This is a genomic window from Acinetobacter sp. YWS30-1, assembly GCF_033558715.1.
In the GTDB taxonomy this organism is placed as follows: domain Bacteria; phylum Pseudomonadota; class Gammaproteobacteria; order Pseudomonadales; family Moraxellaceae; genus Acinetobacter.
The window spans coordinates 432,094-454,776 of record NZ_CP114606.1 but is presented as its reverse complement, the minus strand read 5'-3'; the positions used below and the strand labels follow the sequence as shown (position 1 = coordinate 454,776).

Here is a 22,683-nt window from a genome sequence, read left to right as displayed (position 1 = left end):
CGCTGTTTTTTTATGAATTCTATTGTTTTAGATGACTGCATCGAATACTTCAGCCTGTTGAATTGCTTTCTCTTTCTGGACAAAACGTAATAAACGCTCTGCTACATCAAAACTGCCATGCTTGAACAAAGCACGTAACTGAGTGCCATCATGCTCGAAGATTAAACATTCGATCTTAAACTCCCCTTCTTCATCTTCCAAATGTAAAGCCAGATCACGTGGATATGCGGCTGCCTGATCGGTTAATCCAGGTTCCAATTCCAGCAACACCCCAAAGAAATTCATATCGATAATTTCTGCCTTGAATACCAGATCAGAATGACGATGACTTAAATAACGCTGTGGATCCTGAACCGTAATCCGCTCTTCCCCACGTCGTTCGATCTGCTGCATCTGTTCACGGGTGAACGGGATAATACCTTCGAGTTGATCAACCGGCTCATCACGCAGGAAAGTTGCAAATAGATGCATGGTTTCTTTACGGCGCTGTAACTGAGGCACATGATCTGCAGAAGCAATCTGCACATACTGCATATTTGGACATTGCAGGGCAAAATTGGCATTTTCATGCGGCAAGGTAAAGCTGTCATACTGCCCGCAAGCCACCAAAACTTTGCATTGAGGAATCGGTACATTGGTCAGTCTTAAAAGACGGTTACAGTTGATGTCATAGCGGTCCTGTTCTGTCGCTGTAAACTCGGACATCTGCTTAAAGAACAGCCGTTTTGCTGTTGGTGACATGCGGGTTTCCTTTAAACGTGCATGATTGACCAGATACAGAATCACCGCTTGGCCAAATTCGTCCATGCGCTGTTCTTTCATTAAATGTAGAGATTCTTCCAGCAGCATGCGCCAGCTTTTGCGGGTTTTCTGCATTACACCCATCAAAATCATACGGTCTACCAGTTCAGGACGCTGATCTGCCAGGCAGGAAGCCACCACTGAACCTAAAGACATTCCCAGAATAGCCACCTTAGGCAGTTGCATCTGCTCCAGCCATTGGCCTAGCATCGCTGCCAGATCTTCCAGTTCAAGTGTTCCTGCAGATAAGCCGGTATCAACGTTAGTAATTTGCTGGTTGGCCCCCATGGAAGGTAAATCAATTAAAATAATAGGTCCCGCATCAAATAACTGTTCTACACAATATTTGTAAGAATTAAAGTTCTGAAAAGCTCCCCCAATAATCACCATTGGGCGCATATGCAAAGTATCAGGACGCGCAATGGCCATATACTCGATTTTCCAGCCATCGATCCATGTCGTACGTGCTGGTTGCTTGAAACTGTGCTTATCATAAAGATCAAAAAAACCGTAATGGCTATGTTGGTCCAATGCCTGGGCATCCATCTGGATAATGGAATTCATATTCCTTTCCTCCGTCCTTGCCTTATTTTTATTGTGCAAGTCATTATTTACAGATCTTATGCTTCAGGATTATTCCGATTATCCTGAACACGCATCCTGCGCTGTAGTAATTATATCAATGACATCTATGTCGCTACATTTCATTCTATACAGAGCGGCTTTTCACAAGCAACTGATTCGACAACCACTTATCTGCTTTTAAAGATAAAACAATTTCAAAATGTTTAGAAACAGTGAAAAGCTTATGATTTTTAAGTGATGGGCTTCATTGTCCGGCATCAGACTGTTAATATCAAAGTGAAATTTCTAAGTGATTGAACCGCTATGCAAGAGTCTATTGAACAATATATGCAAACGGTAGGACAGCAGGCACGCCAGGCTTCTCGCATTTTGGCTCGTGCGTCTACCCAAACTAAAAACAGCGCATTGTCAGCAATTTATACCGCTTTAGAAAACAGTCAAGCTGCTATTCTGGCTGCTAACCAGATTGATATGAATAAAGCTCACCAGAACAATCTGGATAGTGCCCTGCTTGATCGCTTAGAACTCAACCCCGCACGCTTTAAAGGTATGTTACAGGGCCTGAAAGATGTGATCAGCCTGAAAGATCCAATTGGTGAAATCACTGATATGGCTTACCGTCCTACAGGGATTCAGCTTGGCAAGATGCGTGTGCCTTTGGGCGTAGTGGGCATGATTTATGAATCACGTCCGAATGTAACTCTGGAAGCTGCTTCACTGGCATTAAAATCTGGAAATGCGATTATTCTGCGTGGCGGTTCAGAAGCTCTGGAATCTAACCAGGCCATTGCAACTGCCATCCAGCATGGCTTAAAAGTGGCAAGTTTACCTGAAGCATCAGTTCAGGTGATTAATACGACTGACCGTGCTGCAGTTGGCCAGCTGATTACTCTGACTGAATATGTCGATGTGATCGTACCGCGTGGTGGTAAAGGCTTAATTGAACGCATTACTGAAGAGGCACGTGTGCCTGTGATTAAACATCTGGACGGGAATTGCCATGTCTATGTCGAAGCACAGGCTGATCTGCTCAAAGCCCTGCCAATTGCTTTAAATGCCAAAACCCATCGTTATGGCGTATGTAATGCCATGGAAACTTTGCTGGTTGATGAGAAAGTGGCTGAAGATTTCCTGCCTCGAATTGCTGAGCTGTATCAGGAAAAACAGGTGGAACTTCGTGGTTGTCGTGAAACCCAGCGTATCTTGGGCAATCAGGTAGTCGCAGCGACAGAAGAAGACTGGTACACCGAATATCTGGGTCCGATTCTGGCAGTTAAAATCGTATCGGGTGTTGAGGAAGCCATTGAACATATCAATAAATATGGCTCGCATCATACTGATTCAATTATTACTGAGAATTACAGCATCGCTCGTGAATTTTTAGCTGGTGTAGATTCGAGTTCAGTAATGATCAATGCCTCTACCCGCTTTGCCGATGGTTTTGAATATGGCTTAGGGGCGGAAATCGGTATTTCGACGGATAAGATTCATGCCCGCGGCCCGGTTGGCCTAGAAGGCCTGACTTCTCAGAAATGGGTAGTCTTCGGTGATGGTCAGATTCGCCAGTAAATAGATAATAAAATCAGCCTTGTTCGCAAGGCTGATTTTTTATGCATTAGATGAATAAAAGATATGTTCAAGTAAATATGCAGCCTTTATAAAATTGCATATAATTTCTTCATATCCATACCTAAAAGGTAGAATAAATAAACATTATTTTTAAGAAATATAAGTTACAGTTTAATAGATCATTTTTTAGCAGTATTTTATTTATAAATGAAAACTATGAACTGATAAATTTTAATTATTATTGTCGCTATGGTCGATAATGCTTAAGTCTAATCGGCTAAAGTCTATCTAGGACAGTAAAAAAACCCATGTTAAAACATGATCACAGACCTATCTTGTGTCGCTTTTGCCAGCAGACAGGTCAACGAAATGGATGAGAATTTTAATTAGAATCGGGTAAACAATCGTGTCTAAATCAGTATTAGTTATTAATTGTGGCTCTTCTTCAATCAAGTTTGCCCTATTGCTTGAAGAACAGAATTTCCGTATTCACGGCTTAGCTGAAAACTTAGGCACAGAAAATGCCCGTATTAAAGGTGTGACTGTCGGTAATGAACCCGTCGATATTCATATTCCTTTTGCAGATCATAAAAAAGCGTTAGAAGTAGGTTTAGAGCGTCTGGCAAACTATAAGCCGGATGCGATCGGTCACCGTGTGGTACATGGTGGCAGTCTGACCAAAGCTGAACTGATTACTGACGAGATTATTGAAAAAATTCGCGAAGCAACTCCACTTGCGCCTTTACACAACCCGGCTCACCTGATCGGGATCGAAGCGACTAAACGTTTATTCCCAGACTTGCCACAAGTCGCAGTATTTGATACTGCTTTCCATCAAACCATGCCGGCACATGCTTACCGTTATGCGCTGCCTAAATTCCTTTATACTGAATATGGCGTACGTCGTTATGGTTTCCATGGTACCAGCCATGCTTATGTGTCCGATCGCGGTTCTGAACTGGCTGGTAGCTTTAAGCAAGGTGGCTGGTTAACAGCACATCTCGGTAATGGTAGTTCGACCTGTGCGGTATGGAATGGCCAAAGTGTAGATACCTCAATGGGTCTGACGCCACTTGAAGGTGTGGTGATGGGGACCCGTAGTGGTGATGTCGATCCAAGTTTGCATAGCTTCCTGGCTGCAAACCTAGGCTGGGATGTATATAAAATTGACAAGATGCTCAACAAAGAAAGTGGCTTGCTTGGTTTGTCTGACAACCTGTCTAATGACATGCGTACCCTGATTGAAGCCTCAGAACAAGGTAGTGAAGATGCGACTCTTGCGATTGAAGTATTCTGCTACCGTCTGGCGAAATCTTTAGCTGCTTTAAGCTGTGGTCTGCCACGTATTGATGGTCTGTTCTTTACCGGTGGTATTGGTGAAAACTCGGCGTATATCCGTGAAAAAACCATGGCTTATTTACCACATTTCGGTTTCAACCTGGATAAAGACGCTAATAGCAGTTTGAAACGCGGTACAGAAGGTCGGATCGATAACGGTACAGGCCCACAAATCTGGGTAGTTCCGACTGATGAAGAAGGCCGAATCGCGAAAGAAACTCATTCTGTGGTAGAGAATGAAGTGGAGCAAGCCACTGCAAAAAAGTCTGAACCTGAAGCTGCGCTTGCATAAGCAAGCCCGGTTCCCTTTTACCTAATTTCTATTATTGCGCGACTGATATTACTATGAAAACGATTTTATTGGTGCCGACCGGGGAAGGCGTCGGCTTAACTTCAGCCTGTTTAGGTTTGGTATATGCTTTAGAATGCCAAGGGGTAAAAGCAGGTTTTGTGAAACCTTTTTCACAGGAAAAAAGTCAGGAAACAGATCGCACTACAGCACTCTATCGTCATTTATCCCAAAGTGAAACCGTTGAACCGATTGCTTATGAAAGTCTGATTCAGCGCTTTAATCTGGGTGAAACAGATGAATTGCTTGAAGATGCAGTACGCCTGCATCGTGAGATTGCCAAAAATCACGACATGATTATTGTTGAAGGTTTGGTACCAAATAGCCGCGATACCTTTGCGCCAAGCTTTAATGCGGCATTGGCGCAGGCACTCGATGCCAAAGTCATCATTGTCAGCAATGCTGATATCAACCAGCCTGAAGTGGCAGCTGAAAAAGTTGAAAGCCAATTACGTTATCTGGGTGGATCCTCTTCTACCCGTATGGCTGGCGTATTGTTTATGCGCACCAAAGGCCTACCGGAAGATTCTGCACAGATCCCGGTGACTATTGATCCTGGTTTACGCCTGATTAGTGATACCAACAAATTTATAGCAGCTATTCAGAAAACTCATGCCCATATTGGGTCTGAAAAGCTTCCAGTCATTGGTCTGGTTCCATTCAGTAATACTTTAAGTGTGCCACGTATTTCTGACCTGGCAGCGCATATTTCAGCAGACTGGGTGAACTTGGGTGAAGCAAAACAGCGCCGTGTCTTACACAGCAGTTTAATTGCGTCCAACATTGAACATGAATTGCATAAATTTGTAGCTGGCGAACTGATTATTAGTGCATCAGACCGTATTGATGTCTTGCTGGCAAGTAGCTTGGCGAGCAGCAATGGCATTCCATTGGCAGGTCTGGTACTGACTGAACATTATGAGCCAAATTCGGCTGTACTGGAGTTCTGCCAGACAGCGATTAAACATGGTCTGCCTATTCTGCATACGCCACTTAGCACTTTTGAAACTGCCCAAAGTCTGGCCAATTTAAGCAATGAAATTCCATGTGATGATACTGAACGTGCTGAACAGGTCACTCGTTTTGTGTCCAGTCATTTAAATGAAGAATGGATTGCACAGCTAATCAATGGTTCTTACAAGCCACGTCTGTCTCCTTCTGCATTCCGTCATGAACTGGTACAAAAATCGATTACTGCGAAAAAACGTATTGTGCTTCCGGAAGGTGATGAGCCACGTACCATTCAGGCGGCTGCGATCTGTCAATCTCGTGGGATTGCGCACTGTATCTTGCTGGCAAAACCGGAAGAAGTGGTGGAAGTTGCTAAAGCACGCAATATTGAATTACCGCACGATCTTGAAATTATTGATCCAGACCTGATTCGCGAGAATTATGTGGAAAAAATGGTTGAACTGCGTAAAGGCAAAATCAATGAATTGCAGGCGCGTGAACAGCTACAGGATACTGTGGTACTCGGCACCATGATGCTGGCACTTGATCAAGTGGATGGTCTGGTTTCTGGTGCAGTACATACGACTGCCAATACCGTTCGTCCTGCTTTCCAGTTGATCAAGACAGCACCTGAATATTCACTGGTTTCTTCTGTGTTCTTTATGCTGCTGCCAGATGAGGTCTATGTTTATGGTGACTGTGCGATTAATCCAGATCCGGATGCTGAACAACTGGCTGAAATTGCAATTCAGTCTGCTGACTCTGCAAAAGCCTTTGGCATTGATCCACGTATTGCCATGATTTCTTACTCTACCGGGACTTCAGGCACAGGTGCAGACGTAGAAAAAGTGGCGAAAGCGACTGAGATTGCGAAACAGCGTCGTCCTGATCTGTTGATTGATGGTCCACTGCAATACGATGCCGCTTCAGTTGAAAGTGTAGGGCGTCAGAAAGCACCAGATTCACAAGTCGCTGGTCGTGCCAATGTGTTTATCTTCCCTGATCTAAATACTGGTAACACCACTTATAAAGCGGTACAACGTGCGGCAAATGTCGTGAGTGTCGGTCCGATGCTGCAAGGCTTGAACAAGCCGGTGAATGACCTGTCACGTGGTGCGCTGGTCGATGACATTGTATTTACTATAGCCTTAACTGCGATTCAGGCAGATCAGCAAGCTAGTTAATTTTCTTTACTTACTCTACAACCATCCGGTCAAAAGATCGGGTGGTTTTTTTATTGATCTATTTATAAGTTTTCTCAGTAATCATTAGGCGTTCTATCATCTACAGATCGTCTAGCTCAAAAAATTATGCAGCTTCGTAATCCGCGCTATGAGTAAATAAAACTAAAATAAAAAGATTGATGATACAAAATAAATGCCAGCCGAACAGGCTGGCATTTACCACTTTAACAGATCAGAGTGCCTATTTAAGCTTGCATCCAGTTTGACTATTTAAGCCAAACCAGAACAAGTCAGGCAACGATCATGCTTATACCGTGGTCCATTCTTTGTGCACATCTTCTGCTGTTTTATTCAAGATCACGCTGTCATCTTTCACTTCGCTTACCCAGCTGACCGGAATCAGATGATGCTCATTATTCTCGTCATCACTTCTTGTCAATTTAATCTTGTCCTGACCTTCTAAATGATCCACTTTACCAACTTGAGTACCATCTGAAGCAATTACTGAAGCATGTTCTTTGATGTCATTTGTATTAAAGTTACTCATTCCAATTGCCCTATTTATAGAAGTTGAGAGACCTCAGTCTAAGCCCTAAAAAATTGGCTGTGTGTAAGGGTTTTCAGGCTTTGGGTTTTTCTGGGTTAATAATGTAATGAAGAAAAATAACTGTGTCACAGGCGTGTTGTGGCAAGGCCAAGATGATTGAAATATTGTTTTTTTATTAAGGTAATTTGAAGATTTGAAGATTTGAAGATTTGAAGATTTGAAGATTTGAAGATTTGAAGATTTGAAGATTTGAAGATTTGAAGATTTGAAGATTTGAAGATTTGAAGATTTGAAGATTTGAAGATTTGAAGATTTGAAGATTTGAAGATTTGAAGATTTGAAGATAGGCTAATTTTTTAGCTCTTAAAATGTAAAAAAGAAGATAAAGCTTAAGCTTGATCTTCTTTCTGGCCGTAGAACCAAGTAGCAGCGATATAAAGACTAAAAGCAATTACCATCAATACACTAGTCAGGGTCATAAAGAAAACTCATCATTCATTTGATAAGCGCATTATGTAAAAGTTTTATGACAGTTATATGACAATGATGAAATTTTCATAATTTTAATTAATTAATAAAAATCATATATTTAGAATATATTTAATTATATTCCAATAAATTTTAAGCTGAAATATGACAGTAAATATGACAAATACCTGTCATTTTTAACCAATCTTTCAGCCAAAGTAATTTTCCTTATTGCTTAAACTATAAACTTTTGGCCAATGTCCCTGCAAAACGCCCACAACCGGATTCATTTGTCTTATAATTTAGCCCGCTAGCTAACAGCCCGCTCAAGAGATATTTGTATGACAACTATTATCAAGCAAGATGACTTGATCACATCGGTTAAAGATGCGCTTCAGTTCATTTCTTACTATCATCCACAAGACTTCATCCAAGCGATGAGCCGTGCGTACGACCGTGAAGAGAACAAAGCTGCGAAAGATGCGATCGCGCAAATCTTAATTAACTCACGCATGTGTGCAGAAGGCCACCGCCCTATCTGCCAGGATACTGGTATCGTCAACGTATTTGTTGAAGTGGGCATGGACGTTAAATTTGATTTAACCATGAGCCTGGACGATGCGATCAACGAAGGTGTACGTCAAGGTTATCTTGAAAACTCTAACGTACTTCGTGCATCTGTACTGGCTGACCCTGCTTTTGGCCGTAAGAACACCAAAGACAACACGCCTGCTGTGATCTATCACAAACTTGTTCCAGGTAACAAAGTAGACATCACTGTTGCTGCTAAGGGTGGCGGTTCAGAAAACAAATCTAAACTGGCAATGTTGAACCCGTCTGACTCAATCGTGGACTGGGTATTAAAAACTGTTCCAACTATGGGTGCAGGCTGGTGTCCTCCTGGTATGCTGGGTATCGGTATTGGTGGTACTGCTGAAAAAGCCATGATGCTTGCAAAAGAAGCATTGATGGAAGAGATCAACATGGACGAATTGCTTCGTCGTGGCCCACAAAACAAACTTGAAGAACTTCGTATCGAAATCTTCGAGAAAGTAAACGCATTGGGCATTGGTGCTCAAGGTCTTGGTGGTTTAACCACTGTTCTAGACATCAAGATCAAAGATTACCCTTGTCACGCTGCGGGCAAACCAGTCGGCATGATCCCGAACTGTGCTGCAACCCGTCACGCACACTTCACACTTGATGGTTCAGGCGTTGCGCATATTCAAGCACCAAGCCTTGAAGACTACCCATCAGTCACTTGGGATTCTTCATCTTCTAAACGTGTTGACCTAGACAACATCACTCAAGAAGAAATGAACTCTTGGAAACCAGGTGATACGCTGCTTCTAAACGGTACAATCTATACTGGCCGTGATGCTGCACACAAACGTATGGTAGACATGCTGAACAACGGTGAAGAACTCCCTGTTGATCTAAAAGGCAAATTCATCTACTACGTAGGTCCTGTTGATCCAGTGGGTGACGAAGTTGTAGGTCCTGCAGGTCCAACAACTGCAACTCGTATGGATAAATTCACTCGTCAGGTATTAGAAGCAACTGGTCTTTATGGCATGATCGGTAAAGCGGACCGTGGTCCTGCTGCTGTTGAAGCAATTAAAGACAACAAAGCGACTTACCTCATGGCGGTTGGTGGTGCTGCATACCTCGTATCTAAAGCAATCCGTGAAGCTGAAGTGGTTGCATTTGCTGATTTGGGCATGGAAGCGATCTACAAGTTTGTAGTGAAAGATATGCCTGTATCTGTAGCAGTTGACGTAAATGGTACATCTGTACACGCGACTGCTCCAAAAATCTGGCAAGCAAAAATTGGCAAAATTCCAGTAGTTGACGCTGCTGCGGGTTAATTTAAGCTATATAAAAAAGCACCCTTAATGGCACTGCTGTCCCATAGTTTGCTTTAAATAAAAAAACCTGAGTCCTAACAGTTAAAATATGAGTGCAAACAAACACTTTAACGACCAGGATTCAGGTTTTGTTACATCAGAATACCGTATTTCATGAGCTAATTAAACCTGTTGTGCGACAGGATTTTGAACAACTTGCTAAAGTACACCATGTTGGACAGAAATTTAGAGCGGCTTCCCGGTGGGATCAGTTTATTGCCATATTGATGTCTCAATTCTCTTGTAGGCAAAGTCTGAGAGATATTCAATCCAATTTGGAGTGCCAACAGGAAAAGCTAAGTCATCTCGGAGCAAAGTCTATTCCCCGAAGCACGCTGGCACGAATCAATGAGCAGCAGCCTGCTGCCTTGTATCAACAGCTATTTTACAAGTTGCTTAAATACTATGACCACTCAAAAGTCGCTCATAAATTTCGCTTTAAGAATCCCTTGTATTCCTTGGATGCCAGTCATATTGACCTGTCGCTTTCCTTATGTGAATGGGCCAAAGTTCACGACTCAAAAGCCAGCATGAAACTCAGTATAGGATTGAATCACAGCAATGATATTCCTGAGTTTGTTGCAGTTGAAAATGGCAAAGAAAATGACATGGTACAAGGCCGCAAATTCCAGTTTCCTGCTGGCAGCATTGTAGTTTTTGATAAAGGCTATGTCGATTACCAATGGTATGCAAATCTGACTGCTCAAAACATTGGATTTGTCACACGTTTTAGGCCTAAATCTGTGTATCAGGTGATCCAGCAACATCCAGTGCTTGAATCCAAAGGTATTCTAAAAGATGAAACCATTCAGCTGAATAGCGCACATGCCCTAAAAAGAAAAGCCCCAGTGTTAAGAAGAATTGAATATAGAGATCAGCAAAGTGGCAAGCACTTTAGCTTTCTCAGCAATAACTTTCATTTAGCCGCCTCCACCATTGCGGCGATTTATAAAGATCGTTGGAAAGTTGAGCTGTTCTTTAAGGCGATTAAGCAGAATCTCAAATTAAAAGCGTTTCTAGGTCGCAGCAGGAACGCAATTCAGACACAAATCTGGATTGCGATGATCGCCTATTTATTGGTGAGTTTCGCTCAACATTTAGGAAAAACAGGTTGGACAGTTCAACGTTTACTCAGAATAATTCAAGTGAATTTGTTTGAAAGAAGAACTTTAAAAGCTTTATTTTCACCCGATAAAATACCCATAAAACAAGAGGAAGCTCAAATGAGCTTCCTCTTGTGAAAAATTGTGGGACAGCAATGCCCTTAATGGGTGCTTTTTTATTGGAATTTTAAAATTAATTACCAGGTTCTTGGATCCCAGAGTTTAAACGGTGTGGTTAACTGTACATCTGTAGATGGATCATATTCAGTTGCCTTAATTTTCTGAGCTTTCTTGCGGATTTTCCCAGTTTCCTGATCCTGTGCAAAAAAGTTAAAACTGTCCGATTTTAACTGGGTAAAAGCAATTTCATTGAGGCCCACACTGCTCGGCATCAGCATCAGAGGTCCCGGAACACTACGACGGGTGCTTAGATTTTCTTCATCATACTTAATAAAATAGGATTGACCCGCTTCTACGGTAAAGTCCAGATATTTAGGTTTCTGGAAGTGCAAAGCACCTAAAGGACGGCTGGTACTCAAGCGATAAGTGCCTGCAGGTAACTCAATCCAGTAATGATGATTATGCAATAAACTCGGAATACGATGCTGATTGATAAATAGGCTGGCAGCGACAATTTCCTGACGGTTCCATTTGGAATCCGGGCGGTATAAATAAACAATTGCTGCATCCTCATGCTGAGGTTTAACTGCCTGAAAATGATTGCCCTGTTTCTGGTTGACCCAGCCGCCAATTGTAAACATCCCCACCCGATGCTGTTCGACGAAGCCTGGTTTTTTTTCAAGATCAATATTTTTTAAAGTGCTGAGTGGCTGTGTAGGCTCAACTACGGCTTTTTTACCGTGACAACCCATCAGCGCCAAACTGCCGATGAGCACCATTGCGACTCCACGCATGCTTATCCCTCACTGCGTCTTTATTCTTGTATGCAAGTGCTTTGCGATATATTTTTATAGCTTTCGGCGTCCACGCCTAGATGTTGAGATTAGCATCTGCTTTTATCTTTTGGAAATAAAAAACGTGCGAAAACACGGGGTTTTCGCACGTTTCTGACGAATAGCAATCAAGCAGATTTGCTATTCACCACCTTTAAATCAACTTTTGCCGCTGTTTCTGGCTCGTCATGTGGTTGACGTTCAGCACGAAATTCTGGTGCAGCTTCACCATTAATGACAGCTTCATTCACCACCACGGTGCCTACATCGCTACGACTCGGCAGGTCATACATGGTTTCTAGCAATGAATTTTCCAGAATTGAACGCAGGCCACGCGCACCAGTATTACGTTCCAGTGCTTTTTTCGCAACGGCACGTAGTGCTGAATCTTCAAAGACCAAGTCCACATTTTCCATCTCAAACAAATGTTTATATTGACGAGTTAATGCATTCTTCGGCTCAGTCAGAATCTGCATTAAAGCTTCTTCATCGAGCTCATCCAAAGTCGCAATCACGGGTAAACGACCAATGAATTCTGGAATCAGACCAAATTTCACTAAGTCAGTCGCTTCGACCTGACGGAACAATTCAGACAACTTTTTGCTTTCGTCTTTATTACGGACTTCTGCAGTAAAGCCAATACCACCTTTCTCCTGACGCTGCTGTACGATTTTCTCAAGACCTGAGAATGCACCGCCACAGATGAACAGGATATTCGAGGTATCAATCTGAATGAATTCCTGCTGCGGGTGCTTACGACCACCTTGTGGTGGAATTGAAGCAACCGTACCTTCGATCATTTTCAGCAAGGCTTGCTGTACGCCTTCACCTGATACATCACGAGTAATGGATGGGTTTTCAGATTTACGGGTAATCTTGTCGATTTCATCGATATAGATAATGCCCTTTTGCGCTTTTTCGACATCGTAATCAGCTTTTTGCAAAAGCTTTTGTACAATGTTTTCAACATCTTCACCCACATAACCCGCTTCAGTTAGGGTTGTTGCATCTGCCATGGCAAATGGAACGTCCAGAAGACGGGCAAGGGTTTGTGCCAGCAAGGTTTTACCTGAACCGGTCGGACCGACCAGCAGGATATTACTTTTGGCAATTTCAACGGAATCATCTGCTTTCTTACCATTGGTCTGTACTTTCAGACGTTTGTAATGGTTGTATACGGCCACAGATAATGTCTTTTTCGCTACGTCCTGACCAATCACATATTGATCGAGCGCCGCACGGATTTCATGCGGTTTCGGTAAAGGACGGTTCGCCCAGTCATTGGTTTCGACCTGTTGACTGGTTTGAACCAAATCTAAGCATACGTCCACACATTCATTACAAATGTATGCGTCCTCGCCTGCAATCAGCTTTCCGACTTCAGACTGCGTTTTACCGCAAAATGAACAATGCTTTTGTCCTTGAGGATGTTCGGACATATTTACTCCAATATCTCAATCTCTAAAACTTATGGACGTTTCGTTAGAACTTCATCCACAAGACCGTATTCTTTCGCTTGCTGAGCAGTCATGAAGTTGTCACGGTCTGTATCGCGTGCCACTTTTTCATAGTCCTGACCGCTATGTTCAGCCATTAAACGGTTTAAACGTTCTTTAATGAACAGAATTTCACGTGCGTGAATTTCAATATCTGATGCCTGGCCTTTGAAACCACCCAAAGGCTGGTGAATCATGACACGTGCATTTTCAAGGCAGTAACGTTTGCCTTTAGTTCCTGCATTGAGCAGGAATGCACCCATTGATGCTGCCTGACCCATACAGTAAGTCACAACATCCGGTTTAATAAACTGCATGGTATCGTAGATCGCCATGCCAGCAGTCACCGAACCACCCGGTGAGTTGATATATAAATGAATATCTTTATCTGGGTTCTCAGCTTCTAAAAACAACATTTGCGCAACGATCAGGTTGGCCATATTGTCTTCAACTTCACCTGTCAGAAAAATTACCCGCTCACGTAAAAGGCGTGAATAAATATCAAAAGAACGCTCACCACGAGAGGATTGTTCTACCACCATTGGCACTAAAGCGTTTTCAATCGTTGGAACATACATAGGTTTATTTATTCCTAAATTTTTGTGACTTAATCCATAATCACAATATGAGGGATAATCAATGAAATTGCAAAATAATCGCGAATAATTCCATCATATTTTTTGCATTAGTTTTGTGAAAATCAGATATGTCAAGAAATTACTAATATGAAAAAAGGCGCACGAAGCGCCTTTTTATGGAAAGCTTGAATTAGCCTTGTTGACGAGCTTGTTGCTCTTTCAATAAGTCTTCATAGCTTACAGTCGCATCAGTCACTTTAGCAGATGACAGAATGTGATCAACAACTTGATCTTCAAGTACAACTGCTTCGATTTGAGCACGTTGTTGCTTGTCATTTTTGAAGTATTCAATCACTTCGTTTGGATCTTCGTAAGAAGAAGCCATGTCTTCGATATAAGCTTCAACGCGCGCTTGATCTACTTCGATTTTCGCATCAGCAAGAATACGGCTTACCAATACGCCAAGTTTAACTGATTTCTCAGCTTGTTCTTTAAACAGGTCATCTGGAAGCATGCTTGAATCAAATGCTTTCGCGCCTTGAGCACCGAACTGTTGAGTGAACTGCTGGATCATTTGTTGACGTTGACGGTCAATTTCTTGAGCAACCATTGCAGATGGAAGTTCAACTTCGTTTGCAGCTACAAGTGCATCGAAAGTTGCGCCTTTAACCTGGTTACGCAGGCCGTTTTTCACTTCACGTTCCATGTTTTTACGAACGTCGGCTTTCAGTTTTTCAACGCCATCTTCTTCAGAAATACCGAAGATTTTCAGGAATTCAGCATCAATTTCTGGAAGTTTTTGTTTTTCAACAAGTTTCACATTGATTTTGAATTGAGCTTGTTTACCAGCAAGGTTTTCAGCTTGGTAATCTTCAGGGAAAGTAACATCGATCACTTTCTCTTCGCCTTTCTTCATACCGATGATGCCATCTTCGAAGCCAGGGATCATACGACCAGAACCTAAAACAAGTTTAAAGTCTTGCGCAGCGCCGCCTTCAAATTTTTCGCCATCAACAGTACCTTCGAAGTCGAAAGTTACTTGCATGTCTTTTTTAGCCATGCCTTTAGTTTCAGCCCAAGAAGCGCGTTGTTTTTGAAGATTTTCAATCATCTTCTCAACGTCTTTATCATTTACTTCAGACGCTTTACGTTCAACTTCCAGACCTTCGAATTTCACTTCAACTTCTGGATAAACTTCAACAGTCGCTTCATAAACTAAAGCATCATCTTTCATTTCAGTTTTTTCGATGTTTGGCATACCAACAGCGTTGATTTTTTCTTGTTGGATTGCTTCGAAAACTGTGTCGCGAATGATGTCGTTGACAACTTCTTGGTAGATACCAGCGCCGTATTCACGACGAACTACGTTTACAGGTACTTTACCTGGACGGAAGCCGTTGATCTTCGCAGTTTTAGCAGTGCGTTTTAAACGAGCTTCAAATTGCTCATTAATACGGCTCGTCGGTACAGAAACATTTAAACGACGGGCAACGCCCGAAACCGCTTCAGAAGTTACTTGCATGGCTTCCTCTATATATTTGGTAATAACAGGTTTATAAAAATGTGCCACATTATATGACAACATTTGCAGATATACAAAACACAATACTTGAATCGTCTTTATTGATGCTGTAATAATCAAATTTATTCAGTCAAATTCATTTTTCTTTGATTAAATATCCCTTCCCTCAAATAAGAGTAGATATATTGATTACTCAAACTGGACAGATCATCTCATTCATCGGCATTTATGGATTTTTATAGGACTTTTAGTAAACTTTTCTTTATCTTTTCTTCAAAATTTTTAAACTCTAATAATCTCAATAAAAGTAACGATAATAATCTATTAATCAGATCTATTTTAAATACATTAACTTAGAAACATTTTGATACACTATCACATTGATCAAACCAATTAATACAATCCTTAAAATCGTCATTTCCTATCGGCAAGTAATTCTTAATTTAAATAAGAATTATTATTATTCGCATACATAAATTTTAAGCTTTTTTTCGGGTTCCCACATGTCGTTTATCAAATCACGTAAAAAACTCGTTTCATCGGCGATTGCCTCTTCCCTCTCGATTGTAACCGTAAATGCTGTGGCTGATGAAAATGTGGTCAAGCTCGAAACTATTCATCAAGAAGTTAAAGCTGAACAGACACCAAGTTTAAAAGTAGATAATTCCGCAAATAAGAAATTTGTTGCACCTTTACTGGATACACCTAAATCTGTATCAGTCATTTCTAAGCAACTGATTGAAGACACTCAAGTCACTACACTTTCTGATGCTTTACGTACTGTACCTGGTATTACTTTGGGTGCGGGTGAAGGTGGCAACCCGAATGGCGATCGTCCATTTATTCGTGGTTATAACTCTGAAAGCTCAATGTATGTAGATGGAGTTCGTAGCGCGACTTCACAAAACCGTGAAATGTTTGCGGTCGAACAGGTTGAAGTGACCAAAGGCTCTTCTTCTGCAATGGGCGGTGCCGGTACGACTGGCGGTAGCATCAACATGATCTCTAAGGTTGCTAAAGCTGGTGATTCTTTAGAAGGTTCCATTGCACAAGGTACCGATAATTACCAGCGCATCACTTTAGATGGCAACAAAGATTTCGGTAATGGCATTGCAGCGCGTATTGCTATGATGGGTCATCAAAATGAAAAAGCAGGTCAGAAAGACGGCGCTGAATATAAACGTGTAGGTATTGCACCAAGTATCAGTTTTGGCCTGGATACTCCTACTCGTGGGACTTTAAGCTATTACTACTTAAAATCTGATGATACGCCTGATGCTGGTGTTCCATATAATTATGACAAAGATAAAAAAGCGACTGTCGGTAAACCTATCGATGTTAAACAAGGCATCTACTATGGTTTATTAAATCGTGATTTCCAGAAACAAGAAAATCAGATTGGTACACTTAAATTAGAACATGATCTGACTGATGATTTGACTTTGAGTAATACTGCTATTTATAGCAAGTCAAAAAATGATTATCTATGGACGCAGCCTGATGACTCAAAAGGTAACGTACTCAATGATAAAGTATGGCGTCGTATTAACTCACGGATTACAGATACAGAAACCTTTAGCGATCAACTTTCTTTAGCAGGTAAGTTTAATACCGGTGCTCTAAAGCATAGCTTTAATACAGGTGTTGAATACTCTAAACAAGAATCTGATAAAGGTAACTATTCAACCACCTACCCTGGCTACCCTGATAGCACGACAGGTGGATTTAACAGTGATTGTGCAAATAATGATGCATGGTGTACTTCTTTAACCAATCCAAACTCACGTGATCAATGGTTAGGTGCTCGTACAGCCAACAGAGCTACCACGACCACTACCACAGAAACAGCTTCTATTTATTTACTGGATAACATTGAACTCAATCCGCAATGGTTATTGGACTTAGGATTGCGTTGGGATGACTTTGATACCAAGCAAAAAACCAATGCTTCAGGTGAAACCATTTCAAGTGACGCTGATTTCTTCACTTACCAGGCAGGTCTTACTTTTAAACCGCGTGAAAATGGATCTATTTACACAAGCTTCGCTACTTCAGCCAACCCTGTAGGTGTTGACTCAGGTGATGGTTCAGAAGGTATTGCAGAAAATTATAGCAATCTCGATCCTGAAGAAAGCCGCACATTTGAAATTGGTACGAAATGGGATCTATTTAATGACAAATTGAATTTGACTGCTGCAATTTTCCGTACTGAAAAACAGAATGCTCGAGTTCAGTTAACACCGACTACTTATGCTAACGTTGGTGAAAGTAAGGTAGATGGCTTTGAGCTTGGTTTAAACGGTAATCTTACTGATAAATGGGCAGTCTCTGCGGGCTATACATACCTAGACAGTGAAGCTGTTGATAATGGAAAAAAATGTAGCGGTCGACCAACTGTATGTACAAATGAAGATAGTCCATACAATGGAAATAAAATGCCTAACGTTGCGAAAAACTCAGCCACACTTTGGACGACTTATGATCTAACCCCTGCGTTAACAATCGGTGCTGGTGCAGTTGCGATGGACAAAGTGTATGGTGACCTAGCGAATACTAAATATGTTCCAGGTTATGTACGCTATGATGCCATGGCACGTTATAACGTAAATCAAAATGTTGACCTGCAGTTAAATGTAAATAACTTATCTGATGAACGTTATTTCACTAAAGCTTATGCATCTCACTATGCAACTGAAGCAGAAGGCCGTAACGCAGTTCTTTCTCTGAACTTTAAATACTAAGTTTTAGCTTCTTCCCTCATCAAAAAATAGCCTCATTCGTGAGGCTATTTTTATTTTCTGAAAGATATAAAACTTTAAATCTAGATTTAGTTGTATTTATAAACCTTTTGATAAAAAGCTTTAAATAGAAAATAATTACATTTTTTAATCTTAGGTAAAAAACTGAAAAATAAGTTTATTTTGAAATTTTTCTTAATAGAAATCCCAGATTAAAGTTTGAATATTAAACAGTAATTTCATCCATAAATTCATAAGAATGATTTAATTAAATATTGTTAATGATAATTATTATCACTACAATTCGCAAAATTGTTAAAGGCCATAACAATAACTCCATAATTGCTGCTATTTGATGAACTCGAGCATATCAAGGTGGTAAGGGAAATATTATTCAATTCAGGAATTCTGTCACATGGCGCATATCAAAAGCCGAAAACATCATTACAAGACTTCATTGGTCGCACTTGCTGCAACTTTGCCACTGATCACTCATGCAGATAACATCACCAATGAAGGCGTTATTCAGCTTCCAGAAATTACAGTTAAGAATAAAACTGCAAATGAATATAAAGTAGATCAATTGAGTTCTGCTAAATCTAGCCAAGCTTTAGTAGATACGCCTCAGACTGTTTCGATTATCAACAAAAACTTATTAAAAGAACAAGGTGCAACCACCCTGGTTGAAGCCTTACGTAATACGCCAGGAATTACCCTACAACTCGGTGAGAATGGGAATACCAGTGCTGGCGATGCCTTCCAGATGCGCGGCTTTTCAACTCAAAGCTCCACCTATCTGGATGGCATTCGTGACCTCGGCGCTGTAAGTCGTGATGTGTTTAACCTGGAACAGGTGGAAGTCGTAAAAGGCCCTGCGGGTGCCGAAGGTGGGCGTGGTACGGCGTCTGGTTATGTGAATCTGGTCAGCAAATTGCCTCATTTGGAAAACAGTCGTGAAGTCTCTGCCACCTACAATACGGCTGAACATACGCGTCTTGCCACTGACATTAATCAGGCGATCAATGACAGCGTTGCTGTCCGTTTAAATGCAATGGGTCAAGATGGCGGTGTAGAAGGCCGCGACTTTATCCAGAATCAAGGCTGGGCTGTTGCCCCTTCTATCGCCTTTGGTCTGGATAGTGATACTCGCCTGTATCTTTATTCCCAGCATATCCGCCAACGTAACATTCCGGATGGCGGTATTCCAACGATTGGCATGAAAGGTTTCTGGAATGCTGACCCACTGATTGCCAGTGCACCTAAAGTAGACCGTGAAAATTATTATGGCCATACCGATGACCATGAAGATGTTGATGCTGACATGTATACAGCAAAAATCGAAAGTGACTGGGCTGAAAATCTGAAATTTACCAATATTACCCGTCTGGGTAATACCCATATGCAGCGTACTTTGACGGGGATTAATAGCCTTTCAAGAAATGACTCTACCAATCCTCAAGACTGGACAGTAAGCCGTTCACGCCAGGGTGTCGATCAGGAAAATAAAATTCTGGCTAATCAGAGCACGGTGAACTGGAATGTCAAAACCGGTTCAGTGGAGCATGATCTGGTCGCTGGTGTAGAACTATTAAAAGAGCAGCAACATTCCAGAACACTGGCCACACAAATGCCGGGACAGCCAAGCAACACCACACCACCCGCGAATCTATATCATCCTGACCGTCACCAGAATCTGCCTGATCCTGTGTATACGGGCGCTTATTCGGATGGTGAAACCCAAACGGCGGCTGCTTATCTTTTCGATACGCTCAAGTTTGGCGAACGTTTTCAACTTAATGGTGGCGTCCGTGTCGATTATTACGATACTAATTACGATGCGCTGGGTTACTCAACCGACAGTACGACACTAGCAGTGACTGAAACCAAAACAGATTTAAAAGCCCATGACACTTTATTCAGCTGGAAGCTCGGTGGTTTATATAAGCCAACCGCCTACAGCAGTGTCTATGCATCTTATGCCAAATCCCTGACACCACCGGGTAGCAGTAACTTTAGCCTTTCATCCACAGGAATAAACAGCTCAGCCGCAGACCCTCAAGAAACTCATCATTATGAAATTGGCACCAAATGGGATCTGCTAGAGGGTGATCTGGCTTTAAATGCTGCGGCATACTACACCGAAAATGAAAACCAGTTTACCCAAGATCCAATTACCCGCGAGTCTGTTCAGGAAGGTAAAACTACAGTTAAAGGAATCGAATTGGGTGCTGTCGGTAAAATTACTGATGCCTGGAATATTTCAGCAGGTGTTGCCCATATGAAAACCGAGCAAAAAGACCAGTTCAGTGTCAATTCCAACACGGGCGTAGTGACCCAGACCAATAGTGTACGTTGGTCACCTGAATGGACCGCTTCTTTATGGACGACCTATAACATTGCCGGTTTAAAACTGGGCTTGGGCGCACGTTATGTAGATGAGCAAAAACGTGTGATTACCGATAGTACTGCAGCAGCGAATATGCCAAGTATTCCAAGCTATGTGGTATTTGATGCTATGGCCGGTTATACCTTTAATGACCAAACTTCCTTAAACCTGAATGTTTATAATCTGGCAGATAAAGAGTACATCAGCACGCTGAATAATGGAGGTGGCCGTGTGATCTTAGGCCAACCACGTTCAGCAGCTTTAACCCTGAACTATAAATTTTAATTCAGCTTTTATCTCTATCTATCAATATCGTGTATTCTCTTGAATGCACGATATTTTCAATTGCAGGAATGCTTTTAAAATGATGTTACATATCCCGGCAGTATTAAGCAAAGCACAAGTTGCCGAACTGAGACAACAACTAGATCGTTCAGAACACTGGATGAATGGGCAACTCAGCGCCGGGAGTCAGGCACAGAAAATCAAAAAGAACCTGCAGCTGGATTCTTCTTCTGTCCTGTATCAGCAGATTAGCCCTATCATTTTACAAGCGCTTAAAAGTCATCATTTAATTACCTCTGCTGCCCTACCGAAACATATCCTGCCGCCCCTGTTTAACTGCTATCAGGATTCTGGTACCTATGGCAATCATGTCGATAATGCCATTCATTACTCTCCTCTACTCGGACAGGCCATTCGTACCGATGTGTCACTAACTTTATTCTTATCTGAAATCGATGAATATGAAGGTGGTGAGCTGGTCGTTGAAGACCAGTATGGCTGCCATGAAGTCAAGCTGGATGCGGGTGATGTGATTGTTTATCCATCGACCAGCCTGCATCGGGTTGAACCAGTAACTCAAGGCAAACGTATTGCTGCCGTAACCTGGATTCAAAGTATGATCCGTGAAGATGCTAAACGCAGTATGTTGTTTGATCTGGACATGACCATTATCAAACTACGCCAGCAGATTGGCGATACTGAAGAAGTCCTACAACTGACCCATCATTATCACAACCTGATTCGTCAATGGGGTGATTTATAATGTCACGTGAACCAATGGCGCCATTAACCCAGATCCCGGCCTACCTACAAACCATCGCCGATTATGAGGTCGAAGCAGAAAAACATCTCTCCAGTATGGTCTGGAACTATCTGCAAGGTGGCTCCATGGATGAAATCAGTGTCCAGGATAATTTACAGCAGTTTCAGGATATTCAGCTTCTGCCACGTATGCTGAAAGATCTGACCCAAGGCAGTACTGAACTTGAAATGTTCGGACAGAAATTTCCGCATCCGATTTTTTTGGCACCGATTGGACATCAGCAGCAGTTTCATCCTGAAGCCGAAGCCGCTTCTGCACTTGCGGCAGAAGTGATGGGCAGCAATATGATTCTCAGTACGTTTACCAATACCGATATGCGCGCATTGAAACAGGACAATCCACGCAAATGGTTTCAGCTGTATTGGCAAGGGGATCGGGAAAAATCTTTAGCTTTGATCAAAATGGCTGAAGCGCATAATTATACGGCGCTAGTGATTACGGTAGATTCACCGCATACTGGCATCCGCGATCGTGAACGTCGTGCTTTTTTCCATTTACCGGAAGGCATGCAACATCCGCATACACCTACCCATATTCCCCTACCAGAATTAAAGGAAGGTGATCATCCTGTCTTTAACGGACTAATGAAAATTGCCCCAACTTGGGAAGATATTGCCTGGATGGTACAGCAGACTCACTTACCTGTGATTCTGAAAGGCATTGTGCATCCTCAGGATGCCCAGCTGGCGATTCAGCATGGGGTAAAAGGCCTGATCATTTCCAATCATGGCGGTCGCGTGCTGGATACCTGCATTTCTCCTCTCATTGCCTTACAGCTGATTAAAAAGGTGGTGCCAGCAGATTTTCCTCTGCTCTATGATGGCGGCATCCGTCGTGGATCGGATGTATTCAAGGCAATTGCCCTAGGTGCTTCTGCTGTCCTGATTGGCCGTCCTTATATTTATGGTCTGGCGACTGCCGGAGCTTTGGGCGTAGCGCATGTGATCAAAATCCTGAAAGAAGAATTTGAGATTATCATGGCCTTAATGGGAACAGCGACCGTGGCAGATATTCAACCGAGCTGTCTATTTAGGGGAATTGATTAATTAGGATTTAATTGAAAATAAAAATGAAAAATAAATTAGTTAAATATCTTACCC

15 protein-coding genes are annotated in these 22,683 nt (G+C 42.0%); 9 read left to right on the top strand and 6 right to left on the bottom strand.

All coding sequences use genetic code 11. From position 1 onward, the window contains the following. Positions 1 to 27: 27 nt before the first annotated feature. Positions 28 to 1,365, bottom strand: coding sequence for an alpha/beta fold hydrolase (locus tag O4M77_RS02115; protein WP_166136318.1), 1,338 nt, complete (start codon positions 1,363 to 1,365; stop codon positions 28 to 30). A 324-nt stretch (positions 1,366 to 1,689) separates the two neighbouring features. Here O4M77_RS02115 and O4M77_RS02110 point away from each other — a divergent pair, with 324 nt between their 5' ends. The 3 genes from O4M77_RS02110 (at position 1,690) to pta (ending at position 6,777) form a co-directional block, all read left to right on the top strand. Continuing rightward, positions 1,690 to 2,955, top strand: coding sequence for a glutamate-5-semialdehyde dehydrogenase (locus O4M77_RS02110; protein WP_180010888.1), 1,266 nt, complete (start codon positions 1,690 to 1,692; stop codon positions 2,953 to 2,955). A gap of 406 nt (positions 2,956 to 3,361) precedes the next feature. Beyond that, complete coding sequence (locus tag O4M77_RS02105) at positions 3,362 to 4,585, top strand: acetate/propionate family kinase (protein ID WP_166136315.1); 1,224 nt, start codon at positions 3,362 to 3,364, stop codon at positions 4,583 to 4,585. A 53-nt stretch (positions 4,586 to 4,638) separates the two neighbouring features. Continuing rightward, entirely contained in the window at positions 4,639 to 6,777 is a 2,139-nt protein-coding gene (pta, locus tag O4M77_RS02100; RefSeq protein WP_323713752.1) for a phosphate acetyltransferase, read from the top strand. 307 nt (positions 6,778 to 7,084) lie between these two features. Here pta and O4M77_RS02095 read toward each other — a convergent pair whose 3' ends face one another. Beyond that, positions 7,085 to 7,324 (bottom strand): DUF2171 domain-containing protein, encoded by a 240-nt coding sequence (locus tag O4M77_RS02095; protein WP_166136309.1) that lies wholly within the window; start codon positions 7,322 to 7,324, stop codon positions 7,085 to 7,087. Between the two features lie 809 nt (positions 7,325 to 8,133). Between O4M77_RS02095 and O4M77_RS02090 the strand changes: the two genes are divergently transcribed. Continuing rightward, positions 8,134 to 9,660 (top strand): fumarate hydratase, encoded by a 1,527-nt coding sequence (locus tag O4M77_RS02090; protein ID WP_005232211.1) that lies wholly within the window; start codon positions 8,134 to 8,136, stop codon positions 9,658 to 9,660. A gap of 128 nt (positions 9,661 to 9,788) precedes the next feature. Next, the gene (locus tag O4M77_RS02085) at positions 9,789 to 10,940 is read left to right on the top strand and encodes an IS4-like element ISAbe18 family transposase (RefSeq protein WP_323713751.1); all 1,152 of its coding nucleotides are present in this window, start codon (positions 9,789 to 9,791) and stop codon (positions 10,938 to 10,940) included. Positions 10,941 to 10,999: 59 nt separating this feature from the next. Here the strand turns inward: O4M77_RS02085 and O4M77_RS02080 are convergent, their stop codons facing one another. From O4M77_RS02080 to tig, 4 genes are all read right to left on the bottom strand, one after another. After that, complete coding sequence (locus O4M77_RS02080; protein ID WP_004781989.1) at positions 11,000 to 11,716, bottom strand: DUF2846 domain-containing protein; 717 nt, start codon at positions 11,714 to 11,716, stop codon at positions 11,000 to 11,002. A 167-nt stretch (positions 11,717 to 11,883) separates the two neighbouring features. Beyond that, entirely contained in the window at positions 11,884 to 13,194 is a 1,311-nt protein-coding gene (gene clpX / locus O4M77_RS02075) for an ATP-dependent protease ATP-binding subunit ClpX (RefSeq protein WP_004781987.1), read from the bottom strand. A 29-nt stretch (positions 13,195 to 13,223) separates the two neighbouring features. Beyond that, positions 13,224 to 13,829 (bottom strand): ATP-dependent Clp endopeptidase proteolytic subunit ClpP, encoded by a 606-nt coding sequence (clpP, locus tag O4M77_RS02070; protein WP_004781985.1) that lies wholly within the window; start codon positions 13,827 to 13,829, stop codon positions 13,224 to 13,226. Between the two features lie 190 nt (positions 13,830 to 14,019). Next, positions 14,020 to 15,351 (bottom strand): trigger factor, encoded by a 1,332-nt coding sequence (tig, locus tag O4M77_RS02065; protein ID WP_004781984.1) that lies wholly within the window; start codon positions 15,349 to 15,351, stop codon positions 14,020 to 14,022. 503 nt (positions 15,352 to 15,854) lie between these two features. On the opposite strand from tig, the gene O4M77_RS02060 reads away from it, so the two are divergent. From O4M77_RS02060 to O4M77_RS02045, 4 genes are all read left to right on the top strand, one after another. Continuing rightward, the gene (locus tag O4M77_RS02060) at positions 15,855 to 18,092 is read left to right on the top strand and encodes a TonB-dependent receptor (RefSeq protein ID WP_180104543.1); all 2,238 of its coding nucleotides are present in this window, start codon (positions 15,855 to 15,857) and stop codon (positions 18,090 to 18,092) included. Positions 18,093 to 18,504: 412 nt separating this feature from the next. Beyond that, positions 18,505 to 20,760 (top strand): catecholate siderophore receptor Fiu, encoded by a 2,256-nt coding sequence (locus tag O4M77_RS02055; protein ID WP_179992401.1) that lies wholly within the window; start codon positions 18,505 to 18,507, stop codon positions 20,758 to 20,760. Positions 20,761 to 20,839: 79 nt separating this feature from the next. Further along, positions 20,840 to 21,523, top strand: a complete 684-nt coding sequence (locus tag O4M77_RS02050) for a Fe2+-dependent dioxygenase (protein ID WP_034704407.1) — start codon at positions 20,840 to 20,842, stop codon at positions 21,521 to 21,523. Beyond that, positions 21,523 to 22,629, top strand: coding sequence for an alpha-hydroxy acid oxidase (locus O4M77_RS02045; RefSeq protein WP_323713750.1), 1,107 nt, complete (start codon positions 21,523 to 21,525; stop codon positions 22,627 to 22,629). The genes O4M77_RS02050 and O4M77_RS02045 overlap by 1 nt, the downstream gene beginning before the upstream one ends. The last annotated feature ends 54 nt before the right edge of the window (positions 22,630 to 22,683 follow it).